Consider the following 11,873-nt stretch of genomic DNA (forward strand, 5'->3'; position numbering starts at 1 on the left):
TCCATAACTCGCCTCATTCATCGACTGCTTCCGCATGCTTCTCCCATTGACATCCGATGAATCCGTTCCTACCTTCCGGGTCATCCGATGAATTGGAGCTGCGATGCGTACCCCTCGCCCCCGCACCGCGCGCAGAGTCACCGCACTTCCCCTCCTCGTCGCCGCAGCGCTCGCCGCCGCCGCCCTGCCCGCCGCGGCGCCCGCCGGCGCGGCGGGCAGCGCCGGAGCCGGTGACGCCGCCACGGCCGCGGCAAAGCCGCCCGCGAGCGGGCCCGGGACCGATCACGCCGTGGACGACCCCTTCACGTCCGAGCGCACAAGCTGGTTCCGGCAGGACCGGTTCGGGATGTTCATCCACTTCGGCGCGTACTCCAACCTGGAGGGCGAGTACACCCGCCCCGACGGCAGCGTCTGCCGCGACGCCGAGTGGATCAAACGGCAGTGCGACATCCCGGCCGAGGAGTACGAGAAGCAGGCCGCCACGTTCAACCCCGCCGACTTCGACGCCGAGGCCGTGGTCGGGGCGGCCAAGGACGCCGGGATGCGGTACATCGTCATCACGTCGAAGCACCACGACGGCTACGCGATGTGGCCGACCAAGGTCAACTCGTGGAACCTGCGGGACCACTCGGCGTTCGACAAGCGCCGGGACATCATGGCCGAGCTGAAGGAGGCCGCGAAGAGGGCCGGCATCAAGCTCGGCTTCTACTACTCGATCTGGGACTGGCACGACCCGGACTTCGCCGACCCGGCGACCTTCCCGCAGTACGAGAAGCGCATGTACGCCCAGCTCAAGGAGCTGGTCGACACGTACGATCCGGCGCTGATGTGGTTCGACGGCGAGTGGGCGACGGACAACCCGCACAACCCCTGGACCGCGCAGGACGGCGAGCGGCTGGAGGCCTACCTGCGCGGGCTCGACCCCGACCTCGTCGTCAACAACCGGGTCGGCAAGCGCCGGGTGACCGACGGCGACTACGGCACCCCGGAGCAGGAGATCCCCGGCGCGCCGGTCGACGGGCAGCTCTGGGAGTCGTGCATGACCCTCAACGGCCACTGGGGCTACGCCCGGTACGACGAGAACTGGAAGTCCAGCGCCTCCCTGGTACGCAACCTGCTCTCCACCGCCTCCCGCAGCGGCAACTACCTCCTCAACGTCGGCCCCGACGCCCGCGGGCGCATTCCCGAGCCCTCCGTCCAGCGGCTCGGGGAGATGGGCGACTGGCTGCGTACCGCGGGCCAGGGCGAGGCCGTCTACGGCGCCGGGTTCGGCGGGCTGGTCGAGCAGCCCGACTGGGGCTACGTCAGCCGCAAGGGCGACAAGCTCTACGCGGCCGTCACCGAGTGGCCCGCCGCCGGCGGCTCCCTGCACCTCAAGGCCCGTACCGGCGTCGACGTCACCGCGGCCCGCGTCCTCGGCTCCGACGAGCAGGTGACCGTCACCGAGGCCGGCGACGGCTACGACCTCACCCCCGCCGGCACCGCCACCAACGACGCCGCCACCGTCATCGAGCTGACCGTCGACCCCGGCCCGACGGCCGCACCGGGCAGCGGCACCGGCCTGAAGCAGGAGGTCTACGACAACCCCGCGCTGTCCGGCTCGCCGAAGGTCACCCGCACGGACGCGGACGTCAACCACTCCTGGAAGTACACCGGTTCACCGGCGGTGAACATCCCGGCCGACGGCTTCAGCGTCCGCTGGACCGGCAGCGTCGAACCGCGCCGCTCCGAGACGTACACCCTGACCACGGTCTCGGACGACAACGTACGCGTCTGGCTCGACGGCAAGCTGGTCATCGACAACTGGACGCCGCACACCATCAGCGTCGACAAGGCCCAGGTCGAGCTGAAGGCGGGCACCCGGCACTCGCTCAAGGTCGAGTACGCGGAGCAGACGGGGGACGCCCACATGAAGCTCCTGTGGTCCAGCCCGGGCCAGGACCAGCAGATCATCCCCCAGCAGCAGCTCTACCCGAACTGACCCGCCCGCTCCGGGGGACGCCCCGCCGCACCCCGCGGCGGGGCGTCCTTCGTCCTTGCCGTCCACGAGTTCGGCAAGCTCCCCACAGCCTCGCCCCGGCGCGCGGCACCCTGTGCCGATCGTTTCAGGCGCCGCTGTCGTGGTCGGCGATGGTATGCCGCGCTTGGGGGAGATCTCGTGGGTCACCGTCCCACCGACCGGCACATCCTCGACCTGGATGACGACCCGACCCCCGGGATCCGGACCGGGTCAGGCAACTGGCCTGGGAACTGCACGACTTCGCCGATGACGTGGCCGACGCGCTGCGGCAGATCAAGGGGATGGCCGGTGAGGACGCCCTCCTTCGCCGGGCGGGGAAGACCGCGAAGGCGTTCCAGGACGAGTTCGAAGAGGTTCCCAGGAACCTGAAGAAGCTCCAGCGCTCCTACGACCTGGCGGGCGATGCCCTCGCCGCGTACTGGCCGAAGCTGGAGCGGGCCCAGTCCCTCGCCGGCAAGGCCCTTGCCAAGGGCCGCGAGGCCCAAAGTGAGCCGACCACCGCCAACGGACGCCTCGATCCGGCGCATTCATGGGTCTGCCCACCTTCGCCTACGACGCGGCAGGTCGCCGTATCGAGCGAGGGACCCCCACCGGCGCGCGGACCACCTATCGATACGACGGGGCCTGAGACCGCCCCCGGTCCTACCTCCCCGCCAAGTCGAGGGCGATGTCGGTGATCATGTCCTCCTGCCCGCCGACCATGCCTCGGCGGCCCACCTCCACCAGGATCGTGCGGGTGTCCAGGCCGTAGCGGGCCGCCGCCGATTCCGCATGGCGGAGGAAGCTGGAGTACACGCCCGCGTAGCCCAGGGTCAGGGTTTCGCGGTCGACGCGGACCTCGCGGTCCTGGAGCGGGCGGACCATGTCGTCGGCGGCGTCCATCAGGGGGAAGAGGTCGCAGCCGTGGTGCCAGCCCATGAGGTCCGCGACCGCGACGAACGCCTCCAGGGGGCAGTTGCCCGCGCCGGCTCCCTGGCCGGCCAGGGAGGCGTCGACGCGGACGGCGCCGCTTTCGACGGCGACCACGGTGTTGGCCACGCCGAGGGCCAGGTTGTGGTGGGCGTGGATGCCGAGTTCCGTGGCGGGGTCGAGGGTGTCGCGGTACGCGCGGAAGCGGGCGCGGACGCCGTCCATCGTCAGCCGGCCGCCGGAGTCGGTGACATAGACGCAGGCGGCGCCGTAGGACTCCATCAGCTTGGCCTGGCGGGCCAGTTCGGCCGGCTCGGCCATGTGGGACATCATCAGGAAGCCGGCCACGTCCATGCCCAGGTCGCGGGCCGCCGAGATGTGCTGGGCCGAGATGTCCGCCTCGGTGCAGTGGGTGGCGATGCGCACCGAGCGGATGCCGAGGCGGTGGGCGAGCCTCAGGTCGGCCAGTGTGCCGATGCCGGGCAGCAGCAGCGTGGTGGGCACCGCGGTGCGGGCGGCGTCGGTGACGGCCTCTATCCACTCCCAGTCGGTGTGGGCGCCGATGCCGTACGTGATGCTGGAGCCGGACAGGCCGTCGCCGTGGGCGATCTCGATCGCGCCGACCCCCGCGGCGTCCAGCGCGGCGGCGATGGTACGGGCCTGCTCGACGGTGTAGCGGTGGCGCAGGGCGTGCATGCCGTCCCGCAGGGTCACGTCCTGGACGTACAGCGGCGCGGGGCCGGGGGTCTCGGTCACGGGGTGCTCACCTTCGCGGTTCTGTCGGCGGCCATCCGCTCCGCGGTGCGCAGCGCGGCGGAGGTCATGATGTCGAGGTTCCCGGCGTACGACGGCAGGTAGTGGGCGGCGCCCTCGACCTCCAGGAAGACCGAGACCCGCAGGGCGTCGCCGGGTCCCGGCGCGAGGGCCCGCAGCGGGTCGTCGGCGGCGACGCGGTCGAACTGGACGCGCTGCTTGAGGCGGTAGCCGGGCACGTACGCCTGCACGGAGGCGACCATCTCGGCCACGGAGTCCGCGACGGCGCCCTCGTCGCACGGGCCGACGAGACAGTACACGGTGTCGCGCATGATCAGCGGCGGCTCCGCCGGGTTCAGCACGATGATCGCCTTGCTCCGGGCCGCGCCCCCGACCTGCGCCAGCGCGGCGGCGGTGGTCTCGGTGAACTCGTCGATGTTGGCGCGGGTGCCGGGGCCCGCGGAGCGGGAGGCGATGGAGGCGACGATCTCGGCGTAGTGCACCGGGGTGACGCGGCTGACGGCGGCGACGACGGGGACGGTGGCCTGGCCGCCACAGGTGACCATGTTGACGTTCGGGGCGTCCAGATGGGCGTCCAGGTTCACCGGCGGTACGACGTACGGGCCGAGGGCGGCCGGCGTCAGGTCGACGACCCGGCGGCCGGCGGCCCGCAGCACCTCGTCGTGCCGGCGGTGCGCGCCCGCCGAGGTGGCGTCGAAGACGATCGCCACGTCCGCGAACTCGTCGAGCTCCAGCAGCCCGTCCACCCCGTCGTGCGTGGTGGCCACGCCCAGGCGGCGGGCGCGGGCCAGGCCGTCGGAGCCGGGGTCGATGCCCGCCATGGCGGCCATCTCCAGGCTGCCGGAGAGCCGGAGCACCTTGATCATGAGGTCCGTGCCGATATTGCCGGAGCCGATGACGGCGACCTTCGTACGGCGGGTCGTCCTGTCGCTCATCGCGCCTCTCCCTTCCCGAAGGTGACCCGCACCGACCCCAGTCCGGAGATACGGGCCTCGAACTCGTCGCCCGGCGCCGCCGGCACCATCGGCCCGAGCGCCCCGGTCAGCACGACGTCGCCGGCGCGCAGCGGATCGCCGGCGGCGGCGAGCGTGGAGGCGAGCCAGACGGCCGCGTTGAGCGGCCCGCCGAGGCAGTCGGTGCCGCTGCCGGCGGAGGTCTCCTCGCCGTCGCGGGTGAGCACCATCCGCACCGCCCGCAGATCGACGCCGGTGGGCGGCACCGGCGTGCCGCCGAGCACGAACAGCCCGCTGGAGGCGTTGTCGGCGACGGTGTCGGTGTAGGTGATGTCCCAGTCGGCGATCCGGCTGTCGACGATCTCCAGCGCGGGCAGCGCGAAGTCCACGGCGCGCAGCACGTCGGCGACGGTGTTCTGCTCGTGCGGCAGCCCGGCGCCCAGGACGAGGGCGACCTCCGCCTCCACCTTGGGCTGCAGCAGCCTGCCGGCGGGTACGGTGCCGCCGTCCGGGACCGCCATGTCGGACAGCAGCGCGCCGAAGTCCGGCCGGTCGACGCCCAGTTGCCGCTGCACGGCGGGGGACGTCAGGCCGATCTTGCGGCCGACGACGCGGCGCCCGGCGCCGAGCAGCCGCTCGGTGTTCAGACGCTGCACGGCGTACGCCGCGGCCGTGTCGGCGGCGTCGATCAGACCGCGTACGGGCGGACACGGAACGCCGGTACGGGCGGCCGCGGCGAGCGCGTCGGCGGCCTTGACCACGGCGTCGGACGGCGGGGCGGCGCCTGTGGCCCGGGGGGGAGCAGGCATGCGGGCACTCCTGACGTGAGAGGGGGACGGTGCGGGGACGGTGGGTGCGGAAGGTGGTCGTCAGGCGGGTGCCACGGCCATCACCACGGCCTTCGGCTCGGTGAAGAACTCCCTGCTGAAGTTCCCCCCTTCGCGCCCCACCCCCGAGTCCCCGACCCCGCCGAACGGCGCGCGCAGGTCGCGGATGAAGAAGCAGTTGGCCCACACCGTCCCCGCCTTCAGCGCCGCCGCCACGCGGTGCGCCCGGGACAGGTTCTCGGTGAAGACCATCGCGTTCAGGCCGTACGGGCTGTCGTTGGCGGCGGCCACCGCCTCCGCCTCGGTGTCGAAGGGGGTGACGACGACGACCGGGCCGAAGACCTCCTCGCGAAGGATCCGCGCCTTCGGCGGCGCGCCCGTGACGACGGTCGGGCGGACCGTCCAGCCCTCGCCGCGGCCGCCGGTGACGATGGTGCCGCCGTCGGCGGGCACGCCGTCGAGGTAGGAGGTGACCTTGGCGTGGTGCTCCGCCGAGGCGAGCGGGCCGAGCTGGGTGGCCGGGTCCTTGGGGTCGCCGGTCACCAGCGCCTCGGCGGCGGCGGTGAAGCGGGCCAGGAACTCGTCGTACACCTCGCGCTGGACGTACAGCCGGCTGCCGGCGAGGCAGACCTGCCCGGCGTTGCTGAAGATCGCCTTGACCGACCAGGAGACGGCGGAGTCCAGGTCGGCGTCGGCGAAGACCACGTTGGCGCCCTTGCCGCCGAGTTCGAGGCTGACCGGGGTGAGGTTCGCCGCCGCGGCGCGGGCGATGGCGCGGCCGGTGCCGGACTCGCCGGTGAAGGTGATGCGGTCCACGCGCGGGTCGGTGGTCAGCGCCTCGCCGGCGGCCGCGGGCCCGTAGCCGTGCACGACGTTGAGGACGCCGGGCGGCATGCCCGCCTGGAGGGCGAGCCGGGCCAGCAGCGTCGCCGACGCCGGGGTGTCCTCCGCGGGCTTGAGCACGACGGTGTTGCCCCAGGCCAGGGCGGGGGCGACCTTCCAGGTCTCCAGCATCAGCGGGAAGTTCCAGGGCGCGATGGCCGCCACCACCCCCGCCGGCTCGAACCGGCTGTAGGCGTGGTGCCCGCTGTCCATGGGCAGCGCGTCGCCGGCCGAGAGCCGGGCGTGATCGGCGAAGAAGCGGAAGTTCAGGGCCGAGCGGGGTACGTCCTTGGCGGTGCTGTCCGCGATCGGCTTGCCCATGTCGGTGGTGTCGGCGAGGGCGAGTTCGGCGCGGTGCTCGTCGATCAGGTCCGCGAGCCGGTGCAGGATCGCGCCGCGTTCGGCGAAGCCCATCCGCGGCCACGGCCCCTCGTCGAACGCGCGCCGGGCGGCGGCGACGGCGAGACCGGCTTCCGCCGCGCCGCCGAGGGAGACCTCGGCCCACGGCTCGCGGGTCCACGGGTCGACGGTGGCGAAGGTCTCGCCGGAGGCCGACTGGGTCTCCCGGCCGTCAACGATGTGCGGAATGAGGTCCATGGTCCTCGCCTTTCTGCTCCTGCTTCTCCTGGATGGTCACGTCGCCCGCGGCCCAGTGCGAGGCGGGCACTTCGCGGAGGATCACGCGGACGCTCTCGGGCGGCGCGTCCGCGGTCCTGGCCACGGCCCGGGTCACCTCGCCGATCAGCGCGCGCAGTTGGCGCGGCGAGCGGCCCTCAACGAGCGTCACTTCGACCAGCGGCACCGGTCCGGCTCCTCTCGTGCGTCCCGTCGTGCGCCTTCGCGCCCGTCCCCTCGCCCGTCTTCTCGTACGCCGCCTGCCCGCCGGCCCGGCCGGCGAGCAGCCTGGCGGCCTGCCCGTCCCCGACGACCTCGGCGAAGACGGTGCCCATGAGCCGCAGGCTGGCGGTGTGCAGTTCCTCGACGTAGCCGGCGACGGCGTCGCGGGCGACGACGACCCGCAGGTCCCGGAAGAAGGCGTCGCGCACGGTCGACTCCACGCAGAAGTCGGTGCGTACGCCCGCCATGACGAGGGTGTCGACGCCGAGCCCGGCCAGCAGGTCGTCCAGCGAGGTGCGGTGGAAGGCGCTGAACCGGGCCTTCTGCACCTCGTGGTCCCCGGGCCGCCGGTCGAGTCCCGCGACCGGCTCCGCCCCCCAGGTGCCGCGCCGCAGGCCGCGCTCGCGCAGGAACGGGCTGCGCTCGCCGAGCAGCCCGACGGCGGCGTCGTCGGGCCACTCCATCCGTACCCACACCACCGGCCGGCCGCCGGAACGGGCCGCCGCCACCAGGGCGTTGATGCGCGCCACGAGGCCGTCGAGGTCCGCGACCCGCAGCCCGGCCGCGGCGAAGACGCCGTCGGGGTGGCAGTAGTCGTTCTGGACGTCGATCACCACGAGCGCTGTCGTGGCAGGCGAGGTCGGTGTGCTCATCCGGGCTCCCTGGGGGTGACGGTGAGACCGGCGTGGGCCTCCATGGCCGCGTCGAGCCGCTGCCGGCTGCCGGAGGCGATGGCCTCGACCAGCTCGCGGTGGACGGCGGGTCCTTCGGGGTTGATCCGGCTCGGCTCGTCGGCGGTGACGCCGCGCAGCCGGCTGGCGACGAACTCCAGCAGCGAGACGTAGGTGTGGCGCAGGATCTGGTTGGGCGTGATTTCGGCGATCCTGCGGTGCAGCGCCCAGTTGGCCGCGAGGTAGTCGGCGGCGGACAGCCCCTCGACGGCCATCTCCTCGGCCAGCCTGCGCAGTTCCGCCAGGTCGGCGTCCGTGCGGTGGCGCATCGCCTCCTGCGCGACGAGCGGCTCCAGGTTGTCCCGCACCACCAGGCAGTCGGAGACCGACACCGAATCGCCGCTCAGCTCCAGCATCTTGCGGCCCAGCCGGACCAGCGCGGGCGGCGAGGCGACGAAGATACCGCCCTTGACCCCGGGGCGTACGGAGACGGTGCCGCGGGAGACCAGCAGCCGGACGGCCTCGCTGAAGGTGGCCGCGGCCACGTCGTACTCGCGGCGCAGACTCTCCTTGGTGCCCAGCTTGTGACCGCTGGGCAGGGACTGCTCGGCGATGCGCCCCTCGATCCGCTTGGCGACCGCCTCGGCGCGGGATGACCGGCGCAGCTCGTCCGTCCCTGCTTCGCTGCTCAATGTCCTCAGCCCTTCGACTGGATGGAATGGGATGGCGAGGGTAGCGAGCGCCCCCCGGCGGCCTGCGCGGGGCCGGTACCCAGGCCGAGACCGGGCAGCAGCGCGGCGGCGTTGCCGCCGAGGATCGCGGCCTCGTCGGCGGCGTCGAGGCCGATGCGGCGTACGGTCTCCAGCGGCCGGTCGTCCATGAGGTCGAACGGGGTGTCGGTGCCGAGCAGGACGTTGCGGGCGGTGACGTCCTCGACGAGCCGGGCGATGGTCCGTACGTCGAAGACCGCCGTGTCGTACAGCAGCCGGCGCAGGAACTCGGTCGGCTCGCTGCCGACCACGCGCGCCACCGGCTTGCGGTGCCAGCCCAGGTCGAGCCGCGCGCCGACGGCGTGCGCGCAGCCGCCGCCGTGCGCGAGGCACAGCGTCAGCTCGTGCCGTTCGAGCACGCCGCCGAAGATCAGCCGGGAGACGGCGAGGGCGGTCTCCAGCGGATAGCCGAGGAGCTGGACGAGGTGGTAGTCGGCGAGCCGGTCGCGCTCCGAGACCCGGCTGGGGTGCAGCAGGGTGAAGCAGCGGCGCGCCGCCAGCACCGACCACAGGTCCTCGTTGACCGGGTCGTCCAGCTCGCGGCCGGCGCCGAAGGTGCCCATCGTGGCGCCCACCAGGCCGAGTTCGTCCAGCGCCCGGGTCAGCTCGGCGGCGGCCCCGGGGTGGCCGACGGGTACGGTCGCCAGCCCGTGCAGCCGGCCGCCGGAGCCCGCGGCGAACTCCGCCAGCGCGTCGTTCGAGCGCCGGGCCAGCTCCAGCGCCAGCGCGTCGTCCGTCGCCTGCGAGGCGAAGAGGAACGGCGGCGCGGCCACCACGTGGTGATCGACGCCCGAGGCGTCGAGCAGGGCCAGCCGGCGGTCCATGGCGTACTGCTCGGGCGGCAGCGGCACCGGCGCCCCCGGGGGCAGCCCGCACAGCGCCGGGTCCAGGGTGAGCACGTGGTCCGCGGCCCGGGAGAGGTCCGCGCGCCCCTCCCGCTCCAGCGCGCGCAGCAGCGGCAGGGGCATGGCGTGCGTATGGATGTCGACCACGGGCACGGGGGGTGCGGCCTCCGTGCCGGTCAGCGTGTCAGTCACCGCGCGCTGCCATGTAGGTCTCGTACTCGTCCCCCAGCAGCGAGCGGATCAGGGCCGTCGCCGCCTCCGAGGTGCCGGCCTTCTCGCCCGTGCCGTAGACCAGCCGGGCGAGCTGCGACAGCAGATAGGGGTGCAGCCCCAGGTGGTAGAGGCGCCGGAAGTCACGCGCGGCGATCGCGGTGCGCTCCTCCTCGGTGAGGGGGTACGCGGCCAGGACCTCCGCCTCGGACGTCTCGAAGCGGGTGCGCAGCTCGCGGTCCCACTTCAGCTCCTGCACCAGGTCGTTCGTCCGCAGTCGCGGATCGAAATGGTCGAGTGCCATCAGGTGTCCTTCTGTAGTGAACGGGCGTCGTGACGGGTGCCGGCGGTCAGGAAAGGTGCCATTGCACGGCGCCGACGCCGCAGCGCCACTGCTCGACCGCGACGTACCCCAGCGAGGTGCACGGACGCGGGCCGATGGCGCCCATCACCACCACCCACGACAGCAGCTCCGCGGTGCCGCCCGAGCCGGCCTGCTCCATGCGGTCGAACGTCGCCTCGGTCAGGATCCGCTCGTGGTCGCCCTCCTGGAGCAGGTCGAGCCACCAGCGGTCGAACTTCTCGTCGATGTCCAGGTAGCGGGGGCCGCCGGGCTCGTGGCTGAGGCCGCCGGAGCCGAGCAGGCCGACGCGCAGCCCGTCGGGCAGGCCGCGGATCGCCTCGCCCAGCGCCTCCCCGAAGGCGTAGCAGGCACGCTCGTCGGGGACCGGCGGGACGGTGCAGTTCTGCAGGACGGGCACGATGCGGACACCGGTCTCCACGAGCCGGGCCATGGCGGTGGGCACGGAGAGGTTGTCGTCGAAGCGCAGGGCGCCGGGCTCGGCGCGGACACCGGGGCCGCTGTCCCGTACGGCCTCGAAGAGGCCGGCGGCGACGCCGGGATCGCCGGGCAGCGCGTAGTCCTCGACCCGCAGCCAGGGCTTGAACCACTCGTCGGGGCCGCGGTGTTCGGCCGCGAGGCCGAAGGTGAAGTCGGCGTAGTCGCTCACCCGGGCGTTGGCGACGTGGTCGTTGCCGACGACGAGCAGCACGTCCGCGCCCGAGGCGGCGACGGCGTCGTGCACGGCGTCATACGCCTCGGTGACCACCCGGCGCTCGGGCTCCGGCGCCTTGTCGAACCAGCCGGTGAGGCCGGGCGTGTGGCTCGCGGCCAGGGCCAGGCATATCTCTGCCATTGCTCCTCTGCTCCTGTCGTGTGTCGCTGAACTGTCGTGCTGTGCGCGTGCGGTACGCGCCCGGAGGGACCGGCCGAGCGCGGGTCAGCCGGGCCCGAGCCGCTCCTCGATGGCGTCGGCGGCCAGTTCGGCGGCCGAGACGTGCAGCCGCCGCCCTTCGTCGGCGCCGGCCGCGGCCGGGTCGCCGAAGTAGCCGCGCGGGGTGATGCGCCGGGCGTCGTCGTATCCGCGCCGCCACACGGCGAGTTCGGACAGGCCGTGCTCGGTGGCGGGCAGGGTGGCGCGTACCTCGTCGCGGACCAGGCCGGGGTGTGTGTGCAGCATCACCGAGGTCTCCCACCGCCCGGCGTGGACGTCGATGTGCCCCGCCCCCGGGCTGCCCGCGGCCGACCCGGGCGAGGAGACGGCCACCCGGCCGCCGCTCGCCGCACCGGCCGGGGCCGCGGAGGCGTGCACGGTCAGCGCCGGGTCGTCCGGGTCGAGGCCGAGCCGGTGCGCCAGCTCCGGTTCCATGACGAAGCTGATGTCGGCGCCGGTACGCTCCCGGCCCGCCCGCACCCCGGCGTGCACGGTGCGGTTGTGCAGCGCGTCGCCGTGGCCGGAGAAGCAGAAGACGTGCCGGAAGCCGTCGCCCGCCATGCCGGCGAAGAGGTCGGCCATGACCTGCTCCATCAGCTCGGGGCGGATCCCGTACGAGGCCGGGAAGCTGCCGGAGACGACGTTGATGCCCCAGTAGTACGGCGGCACGATGAGCGCCTCGATGCCGCGTCCCGCCAGCAGCCGCCGCACCTCGCGCAGCCGGGCGCCGGGCAGGTAGACGTCGGTGCCGGCGGGCAGGTGCGGGCCGTGCTGCTCGATCACGCCGAAGGCCCAGAGCAGCACCGCACCGTCGCGGGCCGCGCGCTCCACCTCGTACCAGGTCAGCTCGGCGAGGGTGTCCGCGAACACGTCCGTCGTCCGGTCCGTTGCGGCCATGCCG

At 73.3% G+C, this 11,873-nt stretch carries 12 protein-coding genes and 1 pseudogene; 2 read left to right on the forward strand and 11 right to left on the reverse strand.

Translation table 11 applies throughout. The features are described 5' to 3' along the window. Positions 1-103 precede the first annotated feature (103 nt). Positions 104-1,981, forward strand: a complete 1,878-nt coding sequence (locus ABGA99_RS13875; protein ID WP_347582736.1) for an alpha-L-fucosidase — start codon at positions 104-106, stop codon at positions 1,979-1,981. 177 nt (positions 1,982-2,158) lie between these two features. Beyond that, positions 2,159-2,556 (forward strand): annotated as a pseudogene (locus ABGA99_RS13880) (putative T7SS-secreted protein); the annotation flags it as partial. A 106-nt stretch (positions 2,557-2,662) separates the two neighbouring features. Here ABGA99_RS13880 and dmpG read toward each other — a convergent pair. The 11 genes from dmpG to ABGA99_RS13935 all read right to left on the reverse strand — a co-directional run bounded on the left by dmpG (position 2,663) and on the right by ABGA99_RS13935 (position 11,869). Next, positions 2,663-3,685: a 4-hydroxy-2-oxovalerate aldolase gene (dmpG, locus tag ABGA99_RS13885; RefSeq protein WP_347577494.1), complete on the reverse strand. Its 1,023-nt coding sequence runs from the start codon at positions 3,683-3,685 to the stop codon at positions 2,663-2,665. Further along, positions 3,682-4,638 carry an acetaldehyde dehydrogenase (acetylating) gene (locus tag ABGA99_RS13890; protein ID WP_347577495.1) on the reverse strand — a complete coding sequence of 319 codons (957 nt, stop codon included), beginning with the start codon at positions 4,636-4,638 and terminating at the stop codon, positions 3,682-3,684. Before ABGA99_RS13890 ends, dmpG begins: the two co-directional genes overlap by 4 nt. Beyond that, a complete protein-coding gene (locus ABGA99_RS13895; RefSeq protein ID WP_347577496.1) occupies positions 4,635-5,465 on the reverse strand; it encodes a fumarylacetoacetate hydrolase family protein in 831 nt (276 codons plus the stop codon). The genes ABGA99_RS13890 and ABGA99_RS13895 overlap by 4 nt, the downstream gene beginning before the upstream one ends. A gap of 60 nt (positions 5,466-5,525) precedes the next feature. Further along, a complete protein-coding gene (locus ABGA99_RS13900) occupies positions 5,526-6,962 on the reverse strand; it encodes an aldehyde dehydrogenase (RefSeq protein WP_347577497.1) in 1,437 nt (478 codons plus the stop codon). Then, entirely contained in the window at positions 6,937-7,167 is a 231-nt protein-coding gene (locus ABGA99_RS13905; RefSeq protein WP_347577498.1) for a 2-hydroxymuconate tautomerase, read from the reverse strand. Before ABGA99_RS13905 ends, ABGA99_RS13900 begins: the two co-directional genes overlap by 26 nt. Further along, positions 7,139-7,855: an isochorismatase family cysteine hydrolase gene (locus tag ABGA99_RS13910; RefSeq protein WP_347577499.1), complete on the reverse strand. Its 717-nt coding sequence runs from the start codon at positions 7,853-7,855 to the stop codon at positions 7,139-7,141. The genes ABGA99_RS13905 and ABGA99_RS13910 overlap by 29 nt, the downstream gene beginning before the upstream one ends. After that, on the reverse strand, positions 7,852-8,565 hold the full coding sequence (locus ABGA99_RS13915) for an FCD domain-containing protein (protein WP_347577500.1): 714 nt from the start codon (positions 8,563-8,565) through the stop codon (positions 7,852-7,854). Before ABGA99_RS13915 ends, ABGA99_RS13910 begins: the two co-directional genes overlap by 4 nt. Positions 8,566-8,570: 5 nt before the next feature. Further along, on the reverse strand, positions 8,571-9,680 hold the full coding sequence (locus tag ABGA99_RS13920; RefSeq protein WP_347577501.1) for an amidohydrolase family protein: 1,110 nt from the start codon (positions 9,678-9,680) through the stop codon (positions 8,571-8,573). Beyond that, entirely contained in the window at positions 9,673-10,002 is a 330-nt protein-coding gene (locus ABGA99_RS13925) for an extradiol ring-cleavage dioxygenase (protein WP_347577502.1), read from the reverse strand. Before ABGA99_RS13925 ends, ABGA99_RS13920 begins: the two co-directional genes overlap by 8 nt. A gap of 46 nt (positions 10,003-10,048) precedes the next feature. Next, positions 10,049-10,894 (reverse strand): hypothetical protein, encoded by an 846-nt coding sequence (locus tag ABGA99_RS13930; protein ID WP_347577503.1) that lies wholly within the window; start codon positions 10,892-10,894, stop codon positions 10,049-10,051. A gap of 84 nt (positions 10,895-10,978) precedes the next feature. Further along, entirely contained in the window at positions 10,979-11,869 is an 891-nt protein-coding gene (locus tag ABGA99_RS13935; protein ID WP_347577504.1) for a creatininase family protein, read from the reverse strand. Positions 11,870-11,873: the final 4 nt, after the last annotated feature.

This window comes from Streptomyces sp. B5E4, from assembly GCF_039871555.1.
Taxonomy (GTDB): domain Bacteria; phylum Actinomycetota; class Actinomycetes; order Streptomycetales; family Streptomycetaceae; genus Streptomyces.